General features: G+C 56.7%; 18 protein-coding genes and 2 pseudogenes. 6 read left to right on the forward strand and 14 right to left on the reverse strand.

Features of this window, described 5'->3' with window-relative positions; genetic code table 11:
• Positions 1-112 precede the first annotated feature (112 nt).
• A complete protein-coding gene (locus tag GQR90_RS10705) occupies positions 113-721 on the forward strand; it encodes a tripartite tricarboxylate transporter TctB family protein (RefSeq protein ID WP_158774101.1) in 609 nt (202 codons plus the stop codon).
• A 3-nt stretch (positions 722-724) separates the two neighbouring features.
• Positions 725-2,269: a tripartite tricarboxylate transporter permease gene (locus tag GQR90_RS10710; protein ID WP_158774102.1), complete on the forward strand. Its 1,545-nt coding sequence runs from the start codon at positions 725-727 to the stop codon at positions 2,267-2,269.
• Positions 2,270-2,367: 98 nt separating this feature from the next.
• On the opposite strand, the gene GQR90_RS10715 is transcribed toward GQR90_RS10710, so the two are convergent.
• Positions 2,368-3,126, reverse strand: a complete 759-nt coding sequence (locus tag GQR90_RS10715; RefSeq protein ID WP_158774103.1) for a siderophore-interacting protein — start codon at positions 3,124-3,126, stop codon at positions 2,368-2,370.
• Positions 3,127-3,139: 13 nt separating this feature from the next.
• Positions 3,140-3,658: a MarR family winged helix-turn-helix transcriptional regulator gene (locus GQR90_RS10720; protein ID WP_158774104.1), complete on the reverse strand. Its 519-nt coding sequence runs from the start codon at positions 3,656-3,658 to the stop codon at positions 3,140-3,142.
• Between the two features lie 308 nt (positions 3,659-3,966).
• Between GQR90_RS10720 and GQR90_RS10725 the strand changes: the two genes are divergently transcribed.
• The gene (locus GQR90_RS10725) at positions 3,967-4,644 is read left to right on the forward strand and encodes an HAD family hydrolase (protein WP_158774105.1); all 678 of its coding nucleotides are present in this window, start codon (positions 3,967-3,969) and stop codon (positions 4,642-4,644) included.
• A gap of 48 nt (positions 4,645-4,692) precedes the next feature.
• On the opposite strand, the gene GQR90_RS10730 is transcribed toward GQR90_RS10725, so the two are convergent.
• The 6 genes from GQR90_RS10730 to GQR90_RS10755 form a co-directional block, all read right to left on the reverse strand.
• Entirely contained in the window at positions 4,693-5,361 is a 669-nt protein-coding gene (locus tag GQR90_RS10730) for an ankyrin repeat domain-containing protein (RefSeq protein ID WP_158774106.1), read from the reverse strand.
• A gap of 146 nt (positions 5,362-5,507) precedes the next feature.
• Positions 5,508-7,055: a catalase gene (locus GQR90_RS10735; RefSeq protein ID WP_199269408.1), complete on the reverse strand. Its 1,548-nt coding sequence runs from the start codon at positions 7,053-7,055 to the stop codon at positions 5,508-5,510.
• Positions 7,056-7,328: 273 nt separating this feature from the next.
• Positions 7,329-7,901 (reverse strand): ankyrin repeat domain-containing protein, encoded by a 573-nt coding sequence (locus GQR90_RS10740; RefSeq protein ID WP_199269409.1) that lies wholly within the window; start codon positions 7,899-7,901, stop codon positions 7,329-7,331.
• Between the two features lie 127 nt (positions 7,902-8,028).
• A complete protein-coding gene (locus GQR90_RS10745) occupies positions 8,029-9,570 on the reverse strand; it encodes a catalase (protein ID WP_158774107.1) in 1,542 nt (513 codons plus the stop codon).
• Between the two features lie 570 nt (positions 9,571-10,140).
• Complete coding sequence (locus GQR90_RS10750; RefSeq protein WP_199269410.1) at positions 10,141-11,751, reverse strand: BCCT family transporter; 1,611 nt, start codon at positions 11,749-11,751, stop codon at positions 10,141-10,143.
• A 483-nt stretch (positions 11,752-12,234) separates the two neighbouring features.
• Positions 12,235-13,974 carry a GMC family oxidoreductase gene (locus GQR90_RS10755; protein WP_158774109.1) on the reverse strand — a complete coding sequence of 580 codons (1,740 nt, stop codon included), beginning with the start codon at positions 13,972-13,974 and terminating at the stop codon, positions 12,235-12,237.
• Positions 13,975-14,394: 420 nt separating this feature from the next.
• Between GQR90_RS10755 and GQR90_RS10760 the strand changes: the two genes are divergently transcribed.
• Positions 14,395-15,291: a LysR family transcriptional regulator gene (locus GQR90_RS10760; RefSeq protein WP_158774110.1), complete on the forward strand. Its 897-nt coding sequence runs from the start codon at positions 14,395-14,397 to the stop codon at positions 15,289-15,291.
• A gap of 150 nt (positions 15,292-15,441) precedes the next feature.
• Here the strand turns inward: GQR90_RS10760 and GQR90_RS10765 are convergent, their stop codons facing one another.
• The 4 genes from GQR90_RS10765 to GQR90_RS10780 form a co-directional block, all read right to left on the reverse strand.
• Complete coding sequence (locus GQR90_RS10765) at positions 15,442-16,062, reverse strand: DUF938 domain-containing protein (RefSeq protein ID WP_233266233.1); 621 nt, start codon at positions 16,060-16,062, stop codon at positions 15,442-15,444.
• Positions 16,063-16,296: 234 nt separating this feature from the next.
• Positions 16,297-17,337 (reverse strand): glycosyltransferase, encoded by a 1,041-nt coding sequence (locus GQR90_RS10770; RefSeq protein ID WP_158774111.1) that lies wholly within the window; start codon positions 17,335-17,337, stop codon positions 16,297-16,299.
• A gap of 246 nt (positions 17,338-17,583) precedes the next feature.
• A complete protein-coding gene (locus GQR90_RS10775; RefSeq protein ID WP_158774112.1) occupies positions 17,584-18,621 on the reverse strand; it encodes a glycosyltransferase in 1,038 nt (345 codons plus the stop codon).
• Positions 18,621-19,673, reverse strand: a complete 1,053-nt coding sequence (locus GQR90_RS10780; RefSeq protein WP_158774113.1) for a phytanoyl-CoA dioxygenase family protein — start codon at positions 19,671-19,673, stop codon at positions 18,621-18,623. The genes GQR90_RS10775 and GQR90_RS10780 overlap by 1 nt, the downstream gene beginning before the upstream one ends.
• Before the next feature lie 924 nt (positions 19,674-20,597).
• Between GQR90_RS10780 and GQR90_RS10785 the strand changes: the two genes are divergently transcribed.
• Entirely contained in the window at positions 20,598-21,836 is a 1,239-nt protein-coding gene (locus GQR90_RS10785; protein ID WP_158774114.1) for a Hint domain-containing protein, read from the forward strand.
• A 192-nt stretch (positions 21,837-22,028) separates the two neighbouring features.
• Positions 22,029-23,041 (forward strand): annotated as a pseudogene (locus GQR90_RS10790) (IS30 family transposase).
• Between the two features lie 572 nt (positions 23,042-23,613).
• Here GQR90_RS10790 and GQR90_RS17815 read toward each other — a convergent pair.
• A pseudogene (locus GQR90_RS17815) lies at positions 23,614-24,376 on the reverse strand (IS30 family transposase); the annotation flags it as partial.
• Positions 24,372-25,225, reverse strand: a protein-coding gene (locus GQR90_RS10795; RefSeq protein WP_158774115.1) for an IS5 family transposase whose coding sequence is annotated in 2 segments (ribosomal slippage) — positions 24,372-24,883 and positions 24,883-25,225 — 855 coding nt in all. Because the reading frame shifts where the segments join, the coding sequence is not laid out codon by codon here. The pseudogene GQR90_RS17815 and the gene GQR90_RS10795, both read right to left, overlap by 5 nt.
• Positions 25,226-25,232: the final 7 nt, after the last annotated feature.

The raw sequence follows: 25,232 nt of genomic DNA on the forward strand, positions 1-25,232 counted from the left end.
GCATGAAGGATTCCTCTATCCGACGTGAATACCGAAAGACGACAGCACCTTCTCCGCTCTCCATCGCTATCCGGTACCCGATGTCTGTCGGGTACCGGTAAGGACTTCTACCATGCAACGCACCGCTTTGCAGACGCCGCAGCGCCATTGGCTGATCAGCGGCTCTACACCTCTGACGCTGGTACTGACAGCTCTGAGTGCACTTTATCTCATCAGTGCACAGCAACTGGCAGCGCCAATGGAGAATGGCCGACTCTCGCCGTCATTCTTCCCCTTGCTCATTGGGCTGATTGCCTTTGCCCTGTGCCTGGCACAATTGATCGCCAACTACCGTGACGCACGCCAACGTCTCTCTCACTCCCCCGCAACACCTGCTGAAGAACACCATGCAGCCCCCGAATCCGCAGGCGATCCCGACGCAGATTCTGCAGAAGAAGAAATGCCAGTCACTGGCGCACTGAGTTGGTTCACGCCTGCTCTGCGCCTGATGGCGGCGACCGCACTCTATATTCTGGCTTTCTCGCATCTCGGCTATCTGCTGTCGTCGGCACTCTATGTCTACGCCATCATGCTGCTGTTTTCTGGTCGCAAGAAGTGGATGAGCAAGGCAGTGATCGCCTGCGTGATTGCCGTGCTGGGCTATGTACTCTTCGAGCAGCTCTTCAATGTTCACCTGCCCACCCTTGAACTGCCTGCCCTTGGGCTTGGTAGCGGGAGCTAAGTCATGGATTTCATCGTTCAGGTATTTTCAAGCTTTGCGCTGCTGCTCGACCCGGTCATTCTGTTCTATGTCGTGGCAGGCTTCGTGATCGGCACTATCTTCTCGGCAATTCCAGGCCTGACCGCCACACTGGCGCTCGCCCTGCTCTTGCCGCTGACGTACAGCCTTGATGTCACCACCGCCTTGATGGCGTGCGCCAGCATCTACATGGCCGGCATGTGCGGCGGCAGCATTACTGCGACCACCATCAATATTCCCGGTGCACCGTCTTCAATGATGACGGCACTGGAAGGCTACCCGATGCAGCAACGTGGCGAGGGTGCGCTTGCACTGGGCCATGCCTCTTTCGCCTCGATGATTGGCGGCAGCCTGGGTGCGCTGCTACTCATCGTGCTTGCCCCCTTCATTGCCGAGGCCTCTTTGCTGGTCAAGACCACCGGCAAGTTCTCGCTGATTGCCTTTGCACTGATCGTGATCGTGGTGGCCCAGCGTGGCAATATCCGCAAGGCCGGGATAACCGCGTGCCTCGGTCTGATGCTCGCGACGGTAGGACTGGATGCCATGCAACCGCTGGCCCGCTTTACCTTCGGTGTCAGTGAGCTGACGGCAGGGATTGATCTGATGCCGGTCATCATCGGTACCTTCGCCATCAGTGAGCTGCTGATTCAGGTGGGTAATCGCAAGAAAGATGCCGACATGCGCCGCCAGTTGAAGGCCAGTACTCAGCTCAAGCGTCGCGACTTCATCCCACCACTCAGCACCATTCGTGAAATCGGTGTGGCCTGCTATCTGAAGTCGACCGTGATCGGGTATCTGGTGGGGACGTTACCGGGTGCCGGCGGTTCGATGGGCGGCTTCCTCGCCTATGTGGAAACCGTGCGTACCTCCAAGAAACCGGAAAGCTTCGGCAAGGGCAATCCGCAAGGTATCGCGGCGGCTGAAAGCGCCAACAATGCAGTCTGTGGTGGTGCCCTGGTACCGATGCTGACCTTCGGCATTCCGGGGGATCCGGTCACCGCCATCGTACTTGGGGTACTGGTGATCAACGGTATTCAGCCAGGGCCGCAACTGATGGCCTCGCAGTCAGGCCTGATTGCGCCCATGCTCGCGTCGCTACTCTTCAGCGCGCTGGTACTGATTCCGCTGACGCTTTATCTGATGGGCCCATACTTCCTGCGTATCGTCACCATTCGCAAGGATGTGCTCTACGGAGTTATCGCGCTGCTGGCCGTGGTCGGTAGCTTCGTCGCTACCTACTCAGTCTTCCAGATGATGATGACGCTGGTGATGGGGGTTATGGCCTACCTGATGCGCAAGCACGATTACCCAGTGATCACGCTATTGCTCGGTTTCATTCTTGGCCCGAACCTGGAAGAGTTCCTGCGCCGTGCGTTGACGCTCTCCAACGGCAACCCGATAACCTTCATCACCACGCCGGACAGCCTGTTCTTCGTAGTGCTGACAGTGGTGTTTGTCTACTTCCTCGGTATCCGCAAGCCGGTACAGCTCAAGAAGATATCTGCCGAGAAAGCTGGTTCTACCGGCTAGGCTCGCCCCACACAGCATCACACCACTAAAGACTCATCCATGAAAAAGCCTGACACATCACTGTGTCAGGCTTTTTCATATCAGTAGGCGCAGAACGCTCAACCCTCTGCTGATTCACTGTCCTGCTGCTTGGCCAGCTTGTGACCGTCTTCGGTCTGGCCAATCTTCCAGTAGCTGGAGACATAGAAGTGAGACTTGGGGATCTCGTATTCGGCTTTCAGAAAGCGCCGCAGTGCCCGCATGCTGCCGAACTCGCAGGCAGCCCAGACGGCAATTCGGCCTGACAGCAAAGGCAGGGCACTGACGGTCTCGAGCAATGACGTGCCTTCTGCGTCCGGATGGGGATTGACGACCCAGTGAAGCTGTACGCCCCGCGGATGCGCGAGTGTCTGGATATCAGCGTCATCGATCACTTCGATGACCGCATGCCCCTGCGCGTGCTCGGGCAGTTCGGCCAGGTTGACACTCAGGGCTGGCAAGGCCGTCATGTCGCCCACCAGTAGAAAGGTATCAGCGTCATGATGGATCAACTTCTTCGGGCCAGGGCCGCCGACCATGATGCGATCGCCGGGTCTGGCATTGGCCGCCCACTGTGCCGCGACACCGCCGGCTTCCTGTTGATGGCCATGCATCACGAAGTCGACATCAATCTCATCCGGGCGCTGATGACGAATGGTATAGGTGCGCATCAACCGACGATCACCCTCCCCACCCGCGAAGATCAATTTGATATAGGCGCTTTGCTGGTCTGACGGGATATCCGTGATGTTCTCGCCACCGAGCGTGACGCGCAGCATGTGATCGGTGACCTTGGCGGTCCGAATCACTTCCAGCTCACGAGGGGTTGGTCTACTCATGAAACTCATTCCTTCAGTCGTCAGTTCGAGGGGCGCATTGCGGGGCTACGGTGTCTTGTCTATCGGCCTTACGAGCCGGTGACGGCTCTGGCAAGCCGGTATCAGACAACCCGCTGGCGTTATGAATGATGGTGTCGACGATGCGCAGGAAGGTGTCGAGATCCTGGTCGCCCAGGTGTCGTGTCAACTGCTGGGCCGTCTCTTGCTCCAACGCGGTGATTCTATCCAGCATCGCAAGCCCCTCAGGCGTAGGCGACAGGAAGTGGCTACGTCGATCGTGAGGATTGTTGGCCTTTTCTATCATCCCCGCCTGCTGCAGATCATTGAGAACACGCGTGATGCGCGCCTTGTCCTGATCCATACGTTGCGCGATCTTTCCCGCCGTACATTCCGGAATGCGGCACACCCCCTTTAGCACGCGAACATGCGTGATCGGGAGGGCTATCTGGTGGTGACGTATCCCTTCCTTCAGCTGACGCCGATAGGCATGCATGAGCTGATGGAGGGCATCATTGAGAGTGGAAACTGTCATGTACGCTCGCTATCTAGTAGACAAGATCAACTATATAGAGATGATTGTAAAAGTCCACCAATTACTGAAAGAGATTCATTATCATCTAAGGGCTGAGCCCTCGCACTCCCCCATCCTTGATTATTCACTTCAACATCAGGCGACGGCGGCGATAGATCCCGAGAGGAAGATGAAGAGGAAGAGATAGAGAGAACAATAGTGCCAACACGCAACAGATAACCCCTTCTGCACCGGCTGCGGCATGGCCGGTGAACGCTGGAACCTGCTACTGTCAGACTATTGATTCCTGACGATTCCAAGAGGCACCGATGGCGGAACTCTGCCTGCTGTTTGATTCAGACGGCACGTTGGTAGACAGCGAGATTCTATTGGCTGAGGCAATGGTCGCGACCCTGCCCGAATACGGCCTGCCCTTCACGACAACCCAGTATCTGGATCACTACCGGGGCATGCGCTTCAGAAGCATCGTCAGGGAGCTGGAAGCCGTACATGGCGAGATGGAACGGGTACGTCTGGAGGAAATGGAGGCGCGCATGCGCGCCATGCTCGAAGACCTGATGCGCTCACGTTTGACGGCCATGCCCGGCATGCCAGAGGCCCTGATGGCACTGTCGGGATACCCGTGTGGCGTCGTCTCCAACGGGCCGGAGCGCAAGGTGCGTCTGGCCCTGGACAGCACGCGCCTGGCCCGCTTCTTCGATGGCAAGATCTTCAGCGCCTATACCCTTGGCGTCTGGAAACCGGACCCACGTATCTATCGTCTGGCGGCGGAAAAGATGGGGTACTCGCCCGCACACTGCATCGTGATCGATGATGCGACGGTGGGTGTCAGGGCGGGACTCGACGCTGGCATGCACGTCATCCACTTCACGCATCATGACGATGGCTTCGATACGCCCTCGGGTGCACTGCGCATGCGACATCCGCAAGAACTGCCGGGCCTGGTGGCTCAGATATCCCAGCGAATCGTCCATCGCGGCCATTGATGAGGCCATTGAAGATTCCACGGGCGATCGCGAGTCATCAGCTCCGTTTCATGAATTGAATTTCACCAGCGTGACGATACGCGTCAATCCCTGCGCCGCTGCCAGCGAGGCTGCGGTGTTACCTTGGGCATCGACGATGCTTGGGTCAGCACCGGCCTTGAGCAGATGCTGGATCATGGCTTCGTGACCAAACAGCGAGGCCATCATCAGCGCCGTCTGACCCGCGTAATTGGTGTGATTCACGCCACAGTCCGTGTTGGCGATCAACCAGTCAGCCGTCTTGAGGTGATCGCGAAACGCCACGCCCATCAAGGCATTGCTGCCTCTTTCATCCAGTGCACAGGTATCAGCCTCGAATTCCTTTAGCAACTTCAGCGTATTGGTATGCCCGTAGTAGGCCGCCATGATGAAGGGGGTGTAGCCGTGCGATCCCGTGATCGAGAGATCCCCTCCCTGGGCGTGATATTGCTCAAGGGCCGCGTTGTCACCCTCGCGCGCCGCGTCCATGACATCGCCAGTGTCCATGGGGCCTGCGGCCAGTGCCGGCAAGGCCACCAGACTCATCAGCAACGCGGCGATGACGAGCCCGGTTCGCGCGAGACGTCGCGCCAATGTCCAGACGGCCTTCAGGGAAAGAATGTCGCTCAGCGAGGCAATGATGCTGAGCGAAAGAGAGGAAAGAGCGCTGGTTGACAGCGATTTGCGATAGCAGAACATGCGAGGACTCCTCAGTGCGAGTCGTGACGACGTGCGCCCGGCACGGGGCCATGTCAGAGAGATGGGGCGGCGCCAGACAGAGGGATGTATCGGGAAATCACGACAGGGAGGCATGGCCTCCCTGTCGTCTCGGCAAGACCGAAGGATCAGTCAGCCGGATGGTCGACCAAGGCTTCAACATCCTCCATGTCGACATCTGCCATCTTGGCCAGACGCTCGCCATATTCATGGTCAGCCTGATAGAAGTAGCTGACCATGATGTCGCGGATCTCTTCGCTCTTGACCTTGCCGATATCGCCGCCCAGCGCTTCGATCAGAGCGTCCTGATCGTGCTTGGAGAAGGAGCGATACAGTTCACCGGCCTGAGCGAAGTTCTGCTCCTTGTCGATCGGCTGCTGCTGAGTCGTGCCGTTGAGGGCATAACGCTTGTATTCGTACTGGGAGTCATCCATCAGCGCGCCTTTATAGCGGCTCGGCTGGTAGTTGACGGAACCGGAACGCGGCTTGGAGTAACCCGCGCCATCCTGATGGTTGTTGTGTACCTCAACCTTGGGCGCGTTGACCGGCAGCTGCATGAAGTTGGCACCGAGGCGATAACGCTGTGCATCGGCATAGGCGAACAGACGGCCTTGCAGCATGCGATCTTCCGACGGCTCGACACCCGGCACTAGATTGGCCGGTGACATCGCGGCCTGCTCGGTTTCCTGGAAGTAATTGTCCGGCGTGCGATTCAGGGTCAGCTCACCCACCTTGCGGGCCGGGATAAGATCTTCCGGCCACATCTTGGTGGTATCCAGCGGATTGAAATCGAAGCTGTTGAGCTTGTCCGGGTCCAGCGTCTGGATATAGAGGTCCCAGACCGGATCATCGCCAGCATCCAGATGCGTGTAGAGGTCATCGGTCAGGTGGTTGAAATCGGTGGACTGCACCTTGGCGGCTTCTTCCGGCGTCAGGCCATGCACGCCCTGACGGGACTTCCAGGTGAACTTCACGTACTTCCAATCGCCTTCGGCATTGACGAACTTGAAGGCATGCACGCCAGAACCATCCATCTCACGCAGGCTTTCGGGAATCCCCAGCGGCGAGTAGAGGTAGGTCAGCATGTTGGTGCTTTCGGGGATATGGCTGAAGAAATCGAAGTAACGATTCGGGTCCTGCAGATTGGTGCGCGGGTCCGGCTTCAGGGCATGAATCATGTCCGGGAACTTCATCGCATCACGGATGAAGAACACCGGGAAGTTGATACCGACGATGTCCCAGTTGCCTTGATCGGTATAGAACTTGACGGCAAATCCGCGCGGATCCCGCAGTGTTTCCGGAGACCCCTTGCTGTTGATGACGCTGGAGAAGCGCACGAAGACAGGCGTGACGTCGCCCTTGTCCTGGAAAGGCGCGGCAACGGTCAGATCCGTCAGATCCTCCGTGGCACGGAATTCACCATAGGCACCGACACCGCGAGCGTGAACGACACGCTCCGGAATACGCTCACGCTCGAAGTGCCCCAGCTTTTCCAGCAGGTGGTGATCTTCCAGCAGCGTCGGACCATTCGGACCCGCCGTCAGAGAATCCTGATTGTTGCCGACGGGTGCCCCGTTGGAACGTGTCAGCGTCACTTCCTGCGACATGGCATTGGCCGACATGCCCAGCGCCATGACAGCAGCGGCGGTCTTGAGGGGAAAACGGACGTTCAGCATCAGACAACTTCCTCGTGGAATCAGGGTTTACGCGCCGCAGTATTAGCGAAAGCTATTGATAGCTAAAATCAATAATGACTAATGCTCATATAGCGAAAAGCGATGAACCTCCCCGCAATTCCGTGTGGTAATTCTATCTTGAGGTGTTGACTGCCCTCTCCTTCATCGTTGTCTCTACTGCCTCTCTAACGCCTTCTGTCGCCATCTGTCGATATCTACCAATAAATACTGACGTCATGTCTCCAAAACGGGCTTTTTCATCAAAGAGTCGTCTCAGAGATTGAACTTCACCAGCGTCACTACACGGGACAGTCCTTGGGCGGCCGCCAGGGATTCGGCAGTGTTGCCTTGCACATCGACCACACTCTTGTCGGCACCGGCATCCAGCAGCTGCTCAATGATCGCTTCGCGGCCGAAGAGTGAAGCCATCATCAGTGCCGTCTGGCCACTGTAATTGCGATGATTCACATCACAGTCGGTATTGCCCAGCAGCCACTCGGCAGTCTGCTCATGACCACGAAATGCCACTCCCATGAACGCATTGCTGCCCTTTTCATCCAGCGCGCAACTGTCAGCGCCTTCTTGCTGCAGCACGGCCAGGCTTTCGGTGTGGCCGTAGTACGCCGCCAGAATGAAAGGGGTAAAGCCACGCGAATTGGTGACCGACACATCGCCACCGTCTGCGTAATACTGCTCAATCGCGGCAGTGTCTCCATCGCGAGCGGCATCGAAGATATCGATGTCGCTTGCCGCCAGTGCAGGTGCTGCTGATATCGCCAGCAAAAGACTCATCGTCAGCCCTGCCAGGCTCGGCATGACGCCACGCCGAACTGCCTGGCGAGGCATGCTTCGTTTCATTGGCTCCATATCGTTTCTCCCGTCGCGTATCTGGCCAATCGGCAGAGGGACGCTTGCCCCCTCTGCCGACCTCTGGCGCACTTCAACAAAATGTCATGTCAGCTCTGTTGCGGTATCACTTTTCGATCAAGGCTTCGACGTCATCCATGTCGACATTGACCTGCTCGGCCAGACGCTCGCCATACTCGTGATCCGCCTGGTAGAAGTGGCTGACCATGATGTTGCGGATCTCGTCGTTCTTGACCTTGCCGAGATCGCCCGCCAGCGCTTCGATCAGGAATGTCTGGTCCTGCTCGGAGAAGGAGCGATACAGCTCACCGGCCTGCGCGAAGTTCTGCTGCTTGTCGATCGGCTGCTGCTGAGTGGTGCCATTGAGGGTGTAGCGCTTGTACTCATAGGTCGCATCATCCACCAGACCACCGGCATTGCGGCTCGGCTGATAGTTGACGGAGCCAGAACGCGGCGCGGAGTAACCGGCACCATTCTGGTTATGGCTGTGTACGTCCACCTTGGGCGCATTCACCGGCAACAGCTGGTGGTTGACGCCCAGGCGGTAACGCTGGGTATCGGCGTAGGAGAACAGACGCCCCTGCAGCATGCGATCTTCTGACGGCTCGATCCCCGGAATCATGTTGCTCGGGGCCAAGGCTGCCTGCTCAGTCTCCTGGAAGAAGTTGTCCGGTACACGGTTCAGCTCAAGCTCACCCACCTTGCGCGCCGGGATCAAATCTTCCGGCCAGATCTTGGTGGTATCCAGCGGATTGAAGTCGAAGTCATTGAGCTGGTCCGGCTCGATGGTCTGCACATACAGATCCCAGATCGGGAAGTCGCCTTGATCCAGGTGCGTGTACAGATCATCGGTCAGGTGATTGAAGTTGGTGGACTGCACCTTGGCGGCCTCAGCCACGGACATGCCGTTATTGCCCTGACGCGACTTCCAGGTGAACTTCACATACTTCCAATCGCCTTCGGCATTCACGAACTTGAAGGCGTGCACACCGGAACCATTCATCTCACGCAGGCTGGTTGGAATCCCCAGCGGCGAGTAGACGTAGGTCAGCATGTTGGTGCTTTCGGGGATATGACTGAAGAAGTCGAAGAAGCGGTTCGGGTCCTGCAGGTTGGTGCGCGGATCCGGCTTCAGCGAGTGCACCATGTCCGGGAACTTCATCGCATCACGAATGAAGAAGACCGGGAAGTTGTTGCCGACCAGATCCCAGTTGCCTTGATCAGAGTAGAACTTGACCGCGAAGCCGCGCGGGTCACGCAGGGTTTCCGGCGAATGCTTGCTGTGAATGACCGCAGAGAAACGCACGAACACCGGAGTGACCTTGCCGTCAGTCTGGAAAGGCGCCGCGACGGTCAGGTCGCTCAGGTCCTCAGTGGCACGGAATTCACCATAGGCTCCGGTACCGCGGGCGTGAACGACACGCTCAGGAATACGCTCACGATCAAAGTGAGCCAGCTTCTCGATCAGGTGATGATCCTGAAGCAGTGTCGGACCATTCGGGCCTGCAGTGAGAGAGTTCTGGTTGTTGCCGACCGGCGCGCCGTTGGAACGCGTCAGTGTCTCTTCTTCCTGCGCCAGGCCATTGGCAGAGAGACCCAACGCCATGACAGCGGTCATGGTCTTGAGGGGAAAACGGATGTTCAGCATCGGGCGACTTCCTCGTGGAATCATGGTTAACGAGCTGAAGTATTCGTGCGCCAGCGCGATAGCAAAAATAAATAATAGCTAACGACTACATAGTAAAAAGCGATGATGTTGCGACTTTGGCAACGTGATAGTGCTTTTTATAAGGGATATATCACGAGGATTTACCCTCTTCTTGCTTCATTAGGTATTGACAATATTGAAGGTATGTTCCGTGAAAACTCACTCAATCAACGCAGAGTTGCGCCAATGCAGCCACTTGATCCAACCATCATCCGAGCTATCCTGCCGCCCTGTTGATTGAAGCACGCGACTGTGGTGGCACCCCAAAACGGCTCCCTGACGTCGTTGCAGTCACCTCACCGCAACGACTCAGCAACTCCTTCCATCGGGTCAACTTCACCAATCGGGTCAACCTCACCAATCAGGTCAACGACATCAAGACGCCAGTCAGCTTCGCGAAGACGGCACAGGATGGCGCCGGTCATTCGCAACAAGCAGACGACAGACAAAAAAAGCGGCCCCCAAAGGGAGCCGCTTCTTCACCGCCGTCTTTTCACTTCACGTACGCGTTCAATCCTTGGCTTGCGCTTTCTTCTTGGCAGAGCGTCGGAAGGCAGGCATGTCGTCAATCACCAGCACAGGATTCAATTCTTCCTTGGGGAAGTCATTCTTGAGCCAGCGCAGCATCGAGAGTGCGAGAATCATCAGCACCGGGATCATTGGCAATGCCACGACAATGGTCGAGGTCTGCACTGTCTGCAGACCGCCCAGCTGAATCAGTGACACCCCTACCGCAGCGATCAGGAAAGCCCAGACAAGACGCAGAGACCGCTTGGGTTCCTGATAGCCGGAAAGCTTGCGCGAGGTAACAGATGCCAGTACGTAGGCGGAGCTATCCAGCGTGGTCGCCAGGAAAATGAAGCACAGCAGGATGAACGCGATCGTCACGACCTTGGCGTAAGGCAATGTCTTCAGGATGCCTTCCACCGCCAGCGGGATACCGCCACTGTCCAGCAGCGCCTTGATATCCAGCACGCCACTCATCTGCAGATCCAGTGCGTAGCCACCCCATACCGCGAAGAAGATCCAGGTGCCCAGTGAGCCGAATACCAGCTCGGCGATGATCAACTCACGGATGGTGCGCCCGCGGGAAATGCGTGCCACGAACAGGCCTACCATCGGTGCATAGGCGATCCACCAGGCCCAGTAGAAGACGGTCCAATCCTTCCAGAAGGTGGAATCACCCGCTGGGTCTGTCCACAGACTCATCGGAATGAAATTGCCGAGTGTCTTGCCGAGGCTGTTGACGAAGCCTTCGACCATGAACTGCGAGTCACCCACGATGAAGGTGAACGCCAGCAGGAAAATCGCCAGAATCACATTGACGTCAGAGAGGATCTTGATGCCCTTGGCCAGCCCGAACCAGACACTGGCCGAGAACATGGCTGTCCAGATACACAGCACCACGACTTCCAGCCCGAAGTTGGCCTCGACACCCAGAATGCCGCTGACCAGCTGAGACACCAGCGGCACGGCCAGGCCCAGCGATGTCCCGACACCGCCCACGATGCCGAACACCACGATGGAATCCAGCAGCACGCCCCAGGCGCCATCGGCATGGTGACCCAGCAGGCCACGGGCGGCGACGGACAGACGCACCCCATCACGCTTCTTGACGTACATGGAGTAGGCAATCGGCAGCGCAGGCAAGCAATAGAAGGCCCACGGCGTCAGCCCCCAGTGGAACTGACCGAAGGCCAGTGCCCACTCGGCCGCTTCGCGACTCTTGGCAACCACGTGATAGGCGGGCGAGGTGTAGTAGTAGATCGGCTCGACCCAGGCCCAGTTGACGATCGCGATGCCCATTCCGCAGGTGAAGATCATCGCCACCCAACTGAAATAGGAGAAGTCAGGCGTATCCTCTGCCCCGCCGAGACGCACATTGCCGTAGCGGCTCATCGCCAGCCAGATGAGGAACACTACAACGCTCAGACCTGCGACCAGATACAGCCAACCGAACTTGCCAGTCGCGAAGGCGAAGGCCGAGTTGATCAACGCGGTGCTGGCCTCGGGGAACATGATGACAGGGCCAATGAAGGCCAGAATCACCAGTACGGCAGGGATGAAGACCCTGGGGTCCAGACTATCGCCCCGCTTGGAAGGAGTTACGTCTTGTCGCACAACATTTACCTTTGTGAGGAAGCTTCGACGACACGACAGGCGTCGCATCGCGGCCGAGCTTCACTGCGAGTTCGATAATTTCTGGTAATACAAAGAGCGGGGAATTATACATATATAGATTTAACGCGCAGTACACTTTCCCCAGCGGCTGACGAACCGTGAGTTGCTATACGGCCTTTTCTCATCTCAACATGAGCGTCATTCATCTTTAGTCGTAGGAATGCTAGGACGGTATTCACATGGCCTCTCAGGCAGATCACCGAGATCTCTCGCTGTGAGCAACGCACGACGCCCCATCCCGAGACATTCGGAATGAGGCGTCGTGTCATGCCTGCGGTTGAAGCCGCTGATTCACCATCATGCGCTGATGACAGGCAAGATGATGAGGTTTCATGGCAAGTCTTGCACAACTTCTGTCCTACCAGGCCATGGGATCAACCGGATCACTCGGCGACTTGATCATGACGGCCGCCTGACCTGCTCTCATGTGCGTGCATCACCGTCGTCCAGCATCCAGCCGGCCGCCTTTTCCGCGATCATCAACGTCGGCGAATTGGTGTTGCCACTGACAATGGTCGGCATGATACCGGCATCAGCCACTCGCAATCCCCGCACACCGATGACGCGCAGGCGACTGTCAACGACCGCCATCGGATCATCCGCCCGCCCCATGCGCGTGGTACCGACAGGATGGAAGATGGTGGTGCCGATATCCCCCGCCAGCGTGGCCAACTCCGCATCACTCTGATACTCGATGCCCGGCTTGACCTCTTCAGGCTGGTAACGGGCAAAGGCCGGCTGACCGGCGATGCGGCGTGTCACGCGCAGCGAATCCGCGGCGACCTTGCGGTCCTCCTTGGTGCTCAGATAATTGGGGGCGATGGCGGGCGCCTGCCGCGGGTCCGCGCTCTGCAGCCGCACCGTGCCGCGACTGGTCGGATTGAGATTACAGACGCTGGCCGTGATCGCCGGGAATGGATGCAGCGGCTGCCCGAATGCCTCCAGACTGAGGGGCTGCACGTGGTACTGAATGTTGGGATGGTGATGCTCAGCACTGCTGCGGGTAAAGGCTCCCAGCTGTGACGGCGCCATGCTCATCGGGCCAGAACGTTTGAACAGATACTGCATGGCGATGCCCATCTTGCCGAGCAGAGTACTGGCGATGGCATTCAGTGTTCTGGCATTGGTGACCTTGTAGACGGAGCGAATCTGCAGATGGTCCTGCAGGTTCTCGCCTACACCTGGCAGGTCCTTCACCACCTCGACGCCGTGAGACGACAACAGCGCCGCCGGACCGATGCCCGAGACCTGCAACAGATGCGGCGAACCGATGGCACCGGCACACAGCACCACTTCGCGTGTCGCGGTCAGATTGATGACCTCGCCATCACGCACCACCTGCAGGCCTGTGCACCGCAGTGACTCCTGCTCAGCGCTCTGTTTTCGACGCTGTTCTTCACTCTGCGCATCACTGCCCTCGAACAGCAGCCGATTGACCTGCGTGGAGTGCCACAGCGTCAGGTTATCGCGCTTGAGCGCCGGTCGCAGGAAGGCCTTGGCGGTGTTCCAGCGCCAGCCCGAACGCTGATTGACCTCGAAATAGGCCACACCTTCGTTGCTGCCACGATTGAAGTCGTCGGTACGCGGTATGCCGGCCTGCTCGGCCGCTGTCGCGAAATCATCCAGCACCTTCCAATTGAGACGCTGACGCTCTATGCGCCACTCACCACCGTGACCGTGAAAGTCACGATGCTCCGGCGTGGCATCACCACCCTCATCGAGACGGGCATGATCCTCATGGCGCATGAAGTCCTGAAGACACTGCTCCCAACGCCACTGATCATCGCCGGTCACTTCGGCCCAGTGATCGTAATCACGTGCCTGGCCGCGCATGTAGATCATGCCGTTGATGCTGGAGCAGCCGCCCAATGTCTTGCCGCGCGGATAGAGCAGCGAGCGACCATTGAGCCCCGCGGCCGGCTCGGTGCGGTATAGCCAGTCGGTACGCGGGTTGTTGATGCAGTACAGATACCCCACCGGGATATGAATCCAGTGGTAGTTGTCCCGCCCACCCGCCTCGACCAGCAGCACACGGTGCTTCGGATTCACACTCAGTCGATTCGCCATCAGGCAGCCGGCAGACCCGGCGCCCACGATGATGAAGTCGTACTCATGAGGGATATCGCTGATGGCAGCTTGTTGTTGTTTGGCGTTGTCGTGCATGGCACATCCCCTGGCAGACACAGTCGAAGCACACGGCAGGCGCAAGCTGTCTTGCCTGGCTGGAAAGCATGCCTTCCAGACACCGATGCTCACGAGGCAACCGTCATGAAGGCTGTGCCTTGAATCTACCCCGCCAGACAGGGCGATCAATTGAATTATTTCGGGGCACGATATAACGATGCCTGATATCACGACAGGTGCCTGAACGCTGAAAGTCAGTTCGTACTGAAACCCTTTCAGGACGGGGGCTGCAGGCAGCTCCCCCTATTCCGGGAGGGGCAGTCTGCCCGCCAGCTCGTCAGACCTCGTTCCGTCGCGCTAGACCAATGGGGGATAGGCGTTCATGACCGTGACAAGTCAAGAATGCAGAGCGCCATGTTCAATTGACCCTCCATCCCCTTGCTGATGAGAACTCACCCGATGCAGCCCCTGTCCCGACTTCAAGCCTTCGTCACCGTGGCCCGTACCGGCAGCGTCTCTCGGGCCGCCGAGGTATTGCACCTCTCGCAACCGGCAATCAGCCTCAAGCTCAAGCAACTACAAGAAGCTCTGGGCCTCAGTCTGTTTGATCGTCATCCGCATGGGCTGCAACTGACCTCCGATGGCCAGGCACTGCTCGCCAATGCGGAAAGCACTCTGGCGAGTGCGCGCCATTTCGAGCAGGCCGCCGCTGCCTTGCACAACACCCTACGGGGCAAGCTGCGAATCGGTACCATCGTCGATCCGGAGTTCATCCGACTCGGCAGCTTTCTGCGTCATCTCCTGGCGCAAGCGCCCGGGGTAGAAACCGCACTTCAGCATGGGATGAGTGGCTGCGTGCTCAAGGCGCTCAGCCGTGATGAGCTTGAAATCGGCTTTTATCTTGCCCCACCCGGCGAAGGGCCAGACGACAGCACGCTGAGTTACCGGGAGCTGGCCTTCTTCGACTACTACATTCTGGCGCCCGCCGGCTGGTCATCTCGATTGGTCGCGACCGACTGGGCCTCACTGGCGGCCCTGCCGTGGATCGTCACTCCCGACAACTCGGTGCATTCCCGGCTACTGGCACACGCCATGCGCGATGTGGATTGCGTACTGCATCGCGTGGCACAGGTGGATCAAGAGGTGTGCATGCTGGATCTGGTGCGGGCGGGTGTGGGCCTGTCACTCGCGCGCGATGTGCTGGCACTGGCCGAGCGACAGGAACGAGGGCTCAACATCGTGCCGGACACGCGCCTGCCCTGTGCATTGAGTGTCGTGTGGCGCAGTGACAAAGCAGAAGAGCCCGCGGTCAAGGCCGCACTGGAGGCACTGAGACACGTGTGGCCCGCCCAGTAAGTAGCCGCACCTTGCACTCCAGAGCCTTGGCAACATGAACCATGAACGCAAAACGCCCCAGCCAACGTGAGTGATCACATTTACTGGGGCGTTCGTCTCTATCATGTCACCGCGACATTCGCTGCTCGGATATTACGATTTGCCTCGTCATTACGAACGGCGCGTGAAGACGACACTCAGGTTGTTGGCCGGCATCTCGATCACCTTGTCGAGCAGCAAGCCATTGCGCTCTGCCTCCTCGATCACCGCTTCAAGATTTCTCACGCCCCACAGCGGATTGCGGCTTTTCAGCTGAACGTCAAAGCCTTCGTTACTGGGCGCGGTATGTTGGCCATTGCGCTTGTAAGGGCCATACAGATAGAGCACTCCGCCCGCGGGCAACAACTGCCCTGCCTGCAGCATCAACTCTGCGGTGACACGCCAGGGCGAGATATGGATCAGGTTGATCGCGACCAGCGCATCACACGCAAGTACCGGCCAGGTACCCATCGCGTCCAGCTCGATCGGTGCCTTGAGGTTGGCAAGGTCAGCTTCCGTGCGCCAGTCCGCAATTGACTCCAGGGCGCGTGGGCTGGCGTCAGTCGGCTGCCACTCAAGATGCGGCAGGCCGTGCGCGAAGTGTACGGCGTGCTCACCACTGCCGCTGGCCAGCTCCAATACCTGGCCCGCCTCAGCCAATACCTCTCGCAGCACCTCGAGAATGACATCACGATTGCGCGCCACGGCGGGGCTCGCCAGGCGCTGACTATTGTCGTGCATCTGATCACGCATCGCGGCTCGCGCACCAGGTTCAGAGGACGCAGGTTCAAAAGAAGCAGAGGGGGGAATATCCGAGGCGGGCATGCAGAACTCCAATGGCAAGGATGGCATCGCCAGCATACAACAGCGCCGCACATCATGGGGATGTACGGCGCCTGTGTTTACAGAGCAATGACAATCAACTCTCTACAATGAACAGCCTGCAATGAACTATCGGGCAAGACCTCGCATGGGGTCCAGCCCAGCTCAGCGCGAACGCACGACACTGCTACGGGCACGCCAGAAATCCAGCACTCGCAGCGGGTCTCCCACCTCATGTGCCTTGTGCTGCGCGTTATGCGCCATCGCGCGTGTCGCATCGCGATCACCCAGCAACCGCTCGAGCGCCGCTATCCATTGCGCTGGGTCATCCTCGACCAACAGGCCGTCCACGCCGTCCTCGATCAAGTCAATGAAGGGCGCGCGACGACTGTAGATGCCGACACCGCCCATGCGGGTGATATCCAGAAAGCGCAGCCAAGACATTTCATGATTGGTAGAACCCGTCATCAATGGTGCCAGACCAATCGCGATCCGACGCCGTGCGCAGTAATCCTGAAACGCCTCCCAGCCAAGCGCCTCCATCGTCTTGAGCCGAGGAATCTCCGTCAATGCCAGCGGCAGATGACGCCCCATCATCAGCTCGATCTCGGTCTCTTCATGGCATGCCTGAATGGCGCGCAATACCGGGGCCAAGGCCACGATGTCTTCGCGATGCGCGAGAGTGCCATGGAAACCAACACACCAATCCTCCGCCTCAAGGTGATGCAGGTCTGGCAAGCTGCCAATCATGGGGGGTGTCAGCAAGCTGATCATGGGATGCTGACCCGCCAAGGCACTGACCAGCTGCTGACTGACCACGACGACTTCATCCGCCAGTGCCATCAGTCGCCGCTGCATGTCGCTGTTGGCAGCACTGGCGCCGGATTCCACTCCACCCTCGCGTGACTCCTGGCCACAAAAGTCCTGATCCAGCAGATAACAGATACGACCATGCTGCTCACGGTGCGCCTCCAGCATGTCGATCCATTCTGGCTTCAGCGAACGCGCGATCAACAGGCAAGCACCCGCCAACCGTGCATTCGCCATCTTGGGTGAGAACTTCCAACGGCGCGTTTCAAAGCGCTCGACACGCGTGCCTTCCTTGCGCAATGCCGTCATGGCAGGCAGAAAGAAGTAGATGTCTTCCAATGCCAAGGCATCATCGCTCAGCACGATCCAGTGGGATGTTGTCGGGAAGGCAGTCATGACAGTCTCCTTTACTCGAGGCATTCATGGTCCCGGCACGCTTGGCTCTGGGGGCCAATGAGGGGTATTGATGTCATGATCGGCGCTCGTTCTGAGAGGGCCTGACGCGTTGCCGCGCATCTACTTTTCATGAAGCGCTAATGATGAGCGTAATGAATTCTCACCAGTCTACCAGTCACAAATGCAGAATTGAGCGGGCTGTCATCAACGCATAGTTGGCATTGAAGTTGTCATCGCCATCTCTGGTCACATTCCTCGGGCCCAAAAGTCAGCACATGTGTCAGGGCTGCCTATGCATCTGGCTTTTTGCTGAGCACGCGCCGCCATCTCGCGCGTCGCCTCGCGATCCGTCAATAACCGCTCGATCGCCGCCTGCCACTCCTGTGGATCATCCCCGACCAGCAGGCCATCCACTCCATGCTCGACAATCTCGGTAAAGGGCGCGCGACGGCTATAGATACCCACGCCGCCCATCGCGGCGATATCGAGAAACTTGATCCACGACTTGCCACGATTGAACGGCGTATCGAGCAAGGGAGCCAGCCCGATCTGAAGCCGACGCGTCGCCTGATAGTGCTGAAATTCCTGCCAGGGCATGGCGTCCGGTGCGGTGAGACGCGGGATATCTAACAGTGCCTCGGGCAGGTGACGTCCCATCATGACTTCAAGCTGTATGTCTTGATGCCCCTGCATGACGGCCGAAAGCGCCGGCGCCAGATGTGCGATGTCATCACGGTGCGCGCGAGTGCCGTGGTAGCCGATACACCACTGCACCTCAGCGAAATGCGACAGTTCATCGGGCGATGACAGCATGGGAGGCGTAAGCAACGAGACATTGGCATGCTCCCTCGCCAACTGAGCCACCAGCGCGTCACAGCAGGCGACTACTTCATCTGCCAGTGCCAATAACCTGGGTTGACGCGCCGCCAAACCACTCAGGCGTGAGACATAGGCATCAGGCAGCCCCGACGTGCGAGTGACGGCGCCGAGGTCATCATCGATGAGATAGACAATACGGCCGAAACGCTCACGGTGCCGCTCGATCAAGCGCACCCAGCGCTCGCCCAGCGAACGCACGATCAACAGATTGGCCCCCGCGAGTCGCCGCAACGCCAGGCGGGCCGGCAAGCGATATCGACGCGTCTCGAAGCGTTCAATGACGGCACCCTGCTCTCTCATCCTTGGAGCAGCGGATTCCAGAAAGTAGATATCTTCGGTCGGCCGAGCGCCATCACTGAGCGCAACCCAACGCACGCCTTCCAGGGGTGAAGCATCAGACGTCATCAGGTCATATCCTGTTCACGCAAGGACTCGCGGGGCACGACATGCCAGGAAGACTCGACGCCGCGCGCTGCAGCACGCTTGTCATCTCGCGCACGCTCTGCCTTCAGAACACGATACTGCAAGCGATTGAGCCACTCTCCGCCCAGGCCCGGCAACGGCAGGAAGGGTGTCGTGCGACTCATGCCCCACAGCGCCAGGCGCGAACTTCCCGCCTCGGCAGGCCCACGACCATGCATGCCAAAGGTATCGGCGATCAGCAGCGTATTCGCCGGCACCTTGAACAGCGTGGGCGCATTGAGGCCGAACTGAGCCAGTGCCCCCTCCTCCACCCGGAAGGAGCCGCGCTGGGTATAGCGATTGGCATGCTCACGCGCTGTCAGACTCATGTGATATTCCCACTCCAGTCGCCCCGTGTTCAGCTGGGTGGACTGCGGCACAAACATGAAAGGCCCGTTGTGCTCACTGACGTCTTCCAGATAGAGCCAGAACTTCATGGTCGGCTGGAAGGTATCGACATGCAGAGACTTCTGCGGGTCCGCCTCATCACTCTCACGGGCACCATTGAAGACTTTCTCGAGATGCACGATGGGCAGACGACGATGGCCGGCGCAGAAGCGCAACAAACGCTGGAGTTGCCCATCAGCCAACACCTGCTTGGCAGTGGGCAACTGACTCAGAGTCTCGGGATCCAGCAGTACACGATGTGTACGCGTATCACCCTGACAGCATTCACGCACTTCCCCCGGGCCGTGTTCATGCACCGATTCGAGCTCGGCACGCAACTTCGCGAATACCTCAGGCGTCAGAAAGTCCTGCTTGAGCAGAAACCCATCACGCAGATACGCCTCACGCTCTGCTGCAGGCACGCCATGACTGAGCATGGCCATGCGCCAGCGCATGACTCTCGAGGCAGTCCGAACACGCAGCGTATGCAGGCCGCGTCGATTGAGTCGATCACTACCGATCAACGGGTTGGCGATGAATGACTTGGCACCGGTGAATAGCGCAAGGCCCCACAAAGGAGCCTTGAGCAAGAATTGTGAGCGTGGCATGGCGATCCTTGCGAGAAAAAGGTGATAAAGGCGCTACAGGCAAGCGTAAACCGGCTCTGAATCTCGGGTCTATCGCATGGCAGCGTCATTTTGCCACCTCCATGCGACAGGTGGAGCTACGTCAGGGCTCAGGCAGGCCCTGTCAAAGAGATCACTGCCCGATTGATTTATATAATAGCGGCTGACAAACCCGAATCCTCATACTGACCGTCAAGCCGACACACTTTTCTATCAGAGTGACGATTATCACGATGTCACGAGATAGGTCACGAATACGGCTGCACAGGACGACGGAAGGCACATCCCATTCAGGCAGTACATGAAGACAATACTCGTCGCCCTTCCAACTGACATACGTTTTTACTTCTAGAATCTTCACATCTGGGGCAATCCTCTAAAAATCGACACGATGTAGTGAAAACCATAACCATCTGGCAAGAAACACTTCGTTAAAAATCTCGGGAGGTACATGGCTACACTCAATAAGCAGCTCTAAGATTTTCAATGACTTAATAACAACCCAGACCCCAACTCTTTATTAATTCTGACAGAAATCAACAGGAAGATAGAGAGCGACAAGACACGTATCATCGCTAAAAACGTTTAAAAAATGTTGAGTACCATTCCTCTGGTACTGATGGTATTGCAATGAATCGTCTTCACTATGGCAAAAAGCTTACACAATTCATGCAAAATGACGTACATCCTGCACAAAAAAAACAAGATTCTTGCTCTTTTATGTTGAACTTTCACATTTCAGGGATTAGCCTTCGGTCGTAAGGACAATAAAGTGCTGGCGGTAAAAAAAGAATTAAACGTAAAAAACACGAATTTTCAGGGGTTGTTCCGCTCCTCCATAAAGAATGCTCGCAAGGTATTCGGGAGCGTGGAATATCATAAAAAGTAGGCAAGGGGATTATATCAATGGCTGTCATCAATCTTGATCTTGCAGGCACTCAGACCCAAGTCATCGACTCTGGGAACTCGGGTGGAGATGAAAGTAACACCGTCAACATCTCTGCACTTGGGTCTTCCGAGCTGATAGTAGATGGTATTTCTGCTGATATTGAGAGTATTTTAGGGATTGAAGCAGGTGCGTCGCCCACATTTACAGCAACCAACGCTGGCGAGATCAATATAGATCAAGGGCTCTTGAGTCTTACCGTAGGGAGCTCGACGACCTACAATATTGAGGACAGCAGTAGTATCAACCTTGACGGTGGCACTATTGGCGCTCTCAGCGGTCTCAGCACCAGCACCGTCAACTTCTCGGGGTCAGAAGATGGCAGCTTCTCCTACTCCTCCCCGAGCATCGGTGTGCTGAATACTGTCAATTTCGAGGTCAATGGCATGGAAGCCGGCGACATCTTCAGTACAAATGGCGATGATTGGACATTGGCAGACGGTGCAAATTCTTATAATGCTGAGACGGGCTATCTGAGTATTACATCGGATAATACCTCTGTCTTGGGAACTGTGGGCACAACCGTCAACGCCAATATCGCGATGACTCAGGAAGAAGCCGATGGTTATCTGTCAGGCGATGTCTCTCTCAACAACGGCGAGAATGGTTTCGAATTCGTCTGCTTTGCAGAAGGCACCATGATTGCGACGCCTGAGGGTGAAGTCGCTGTCGAAGCCCTTAAGATCGGCGATCTGGTGGTCACGGCAAGCGGTGCAGCCGTCCCGGTCAAGTGGGTCGGACGTCAAACGGTCCGCCCTGCGACTGCCAAGGACAAGTTCCAGGCCGTACGTATCCAGGCAAACACCTTTGCCCAGGGGACGCCGAATCAGGATCTGACCGTCACTGCCAGCCACGGCATGATCATCGATGGCCTGGTCATCAACGCAGGCGCGCTGATCAATGGCACAACCATTACCGCTGTATCAGCCCGTGAACTTCCCAAGGAAGTGACTTACTACCACGTCGAAACTGAAAACCATGAAGTGATCATTGCCAATGGTGCTGAGGCCGAAACCTACATCGATTATATCGATCGTCAGGCATTCGAAAATTACGAGGAATACACTTCACTTTACAGCGTCGAGACGCGTATCGTCGAAATGAGTCGCCCTCGTATCTCTGCCCGTCGTCTGGTACCAATGGCAATCCGCGAACGCCTGGCGATTCGTGAGCAAACTCTGGACATCCAGGCTGCCTGATAGCAAGCGTTACCACTGATAGTTCACAGACACCCGCAGGACAGATGCTATCTGGCCCGCGGGTGTTTTCATGTGTGAAACCCAATTTTATGGGGGCATCTGTAAATAATTGGTGCATGTCCAGCGAGTTTTAATGGCTCGGCCGTAGATTCTGAATGCAATACCTGAGCTTCCCTGTGAGGTATTGCGCTCATGTCATACACAGAACTCAACCTTACCGATCGCGTCACTATCCAGATTTGCCTATCTAAAGGATTGAGCCTGCAAGCCATTGCTCGGTGCTTGGATCGGTCACCCTCTACTATCAGCCGTGAAGTCCGTAGAAATAGCGATTCGGGTGATGGCTATCGAGCTGAACGAGCACAAGCAGCCCGACTCAAACATTGGCTCTACTGTCGCCCCAAGTGAAAGCTTTTCATTGATAGCGAACGGTTCGCGCTGGTCGAGAACCTTTTTCGGTACGACTTGTTTCCAGAGCAGATCGTCGGCAAGCTGCGACACATGAATCTAACCAAGTTTGAAGACGCTACGTCTACCGCGAGACGATTTACACTGCGATCTATGCGCTATCGATCGGCAACTGCGCAAAGAGCTCATCCATTGTCTGCGGCATGGAAAAGCTTGCGTAAACCTCGGCGTGGGGGAATGGTCCGGCGTGGTTAGATTCTCGATCTGATCAGCCCCCTTCTCCGTCCACTCGAGGTGGACAAGCGCGAGATGCCGGGGCATCGGGAAGGCACTTTGATCAAAAGAAAAGGCAACGCTTCTGCGATTGGCACTCTCGTAGAGCTCAGTAGCAGCTATTTGATATTGGCCAAGATGTACGATGCCATAGCTACCTCTGCCGTAGAGGACTTCAGTGCTGCACTGAACAGAATGTCATTGGTAGCACGAAAGACCCTGACATATGACCAAGGGAGGGAAATGGCCAGGCATGCCGGTATCACGCAAAACACTGATGTCGCCATCTACCTCTACGACCCTCATAGCCTCTGGCTAAGGGGAGCAACGAGAACATCAATGGCCTGATTCGCCAGTTTCTTCCCAAGGGGACGGATCTCCCTCTGAGCATCCTAGAAGAGATGTAGGTTACTGTCTTCGAGTTGAACATGCGGTCTCGGAAACGCAACGACTTCAAATGCCCAATTGAGGTAATGAATAAACTGATGGCAAAGCACAATGATGCCCCACCCTCAATCCAATGAAAATGTTGCACTCAGTCTCTGCATCCGCTCCGTGAATCCGCTTCTTGCCCCACCGAAAGCGTGAAGGCAATGGCCCTGTCAAGCGATCACAGATCAAATGTATTTTGGATGTGATGTTGTCACGGCTCCGGCCCAAGGCATGATCTAAAGCTCTTCAGAGCTCCTTTTTGCCTCCACCAGTCGAGGCGCGTGTTGCACGAATCGCTGTCGAGTCGACCATCCAGATTCCCAGGTTCATCAAACCACCTTTGCGAAGCCGTAGCTTAAGACGCGACAAGACTACCTCAAGGAGGACATCATCACGCCACTGACGGAACTTGATGCAAACAGTAATCCAAGGGTCATAACGCTCGGGAAGTTCGTGCCGCCTGGCGCCAAGTAGAGAACCCAGAAGACGTCATTTAGTATCTGTCTGTCGTTTTTCTTAGGCTTGCCCGTCGATTGTACCGGTGACACGATATCTTCGAACAACCACCATTGAGGATCAGGGGTTTCGTAGCGTTCTGATATACCTCACCTATGGTGATGTGCATGACTCAATCATTAGCAAAAATGACTTTTCTTACCTGAATTCAAGCAACAAGTGCAGCACCCGCGGTATCTAAAGGTCCTGAATATTCTCCCAGGGATACTTGCGCCGATGTTCGATAGCCGAGACGTCTCCGGGGCCGATCATTCAGTTTCTCGACCACCTTACGTAGCTCAGCATTGCTGACTTTCTGGAAGTCTGTCCTTGGGGAAGCATTACCGTATCAAGGCATTGGTAGTATCGTTGGTCCCTCGCTGACCGGAGTAGTAGGGGTCACAGAAATAAATATTTGCTGCCAAAGCCTTCGCGACATGTTCGGGGCCGGCGAATTACGAGCCATTATCCAAGGTATTTGTCTGGACAACACCACGACGAGGTTTCAGTAACCGAACCATCGCACGTTGCATAAATTCCGCTGTGAGCTTGGGCAATTGTATGTCCAAGGAATAGCCACTTCGGGGCTCTACCAGCGTAATTATCCTCGATTGCTTATGTCCCTTAACCACCGTGTTACCTTCCCAGTAACCAATGAAACACCTGTCATTGGTCTCGACTCGGCAAGATACCGCATCGCGTCGCTACCTTGCCGAGTCCAGTACTCTTGGCATGAACACTATGCTTACTACGGCGTTTCGGTTGGCGCACGTGCTTCCAGAGATCGCCTCTAGAAGCCTTATGAACCCAGTTCATCGTATAAATCCATTGATGTCTGACGCTCATACCGGATAAGGGCGCGATAAAATGGCTGACCTGCTCTGGGCTCCATTCCTCACGCAGGCGACCGGCACAGCGGCGATCATACTAGGTTCTGTACGAAAAGTCGGTTCGTAGGCAGCGGCGTATGCAAGCTACGCATACCATCGCATAAAAGCTACGGGCCAGCTTTTCATATCGCGTCGCAATACGACGAAACTCTTTCAGCCAACTGAAAGAACGCTCCACGATATTGCGCTGACGGTACATAGGTTTATCAAAACCCCGTGGGAGACCTGGACGGGGTTTTCGCTTGATCCTTCGTTGAGCGATGATCGGCTTGATTCGAACGCGGTCGCAGTAACGGCGCAACTCATCACTGTCATAGCCCTTGTCTGCCACGATGTAGCGGCAACGTTTTCGTGGCCGACCAAGACTCCCCGGTAGATAAACTTTTTCCAGGGTGGGCATGAAGTACCGGGTATCCGACTCTTGCCCTCCCGACAGTGTGAAAGCGATGGGCCAGCCAAGGCGATCACAGATCAAATGAATTTTGGTCGTGATGCCTCCACGACTCCGGCCCATTGCATGGTCTAAGGGTTCTTCAGATCCCCCTTTTTGCCTCCACCAGCGGAGGCGCGTGTTGCACGAACGGCTGTTGAGTCGATCATCCAGGTCTCGAGATCCATTAGGCCATCTTCGCGAAGCCGAAGTTGAAGGCGCGACAAGACCGCCTCAAAGGTACCGTCATCACGCCATTGGCGGAACCTGGCGTAGACAGTGCTCCAAGGGCCATAACGTTCGGGAAGGTCGCGCCACTTGGCGCCAGAGCATAGAGCCCAAAAGATGCCGTTCAACATCTGTCTATCGTCTTTCCTGGGCCTGCCCATCGCTTGAGCTGGTGACACAATGTCTTCGATCAACTGCCATTGGCTATCAGAGATTTCGTAACGTCCTGCCATACCGCAC

The organism is Cobetia sp. L2A1 (assembly GCF_009796845.1).
Lineage (GTDB): Bacteria > Pseudomonadota > Gammaproteobacteria > Pseudomonadales > Halomonadaceae > Cobetia.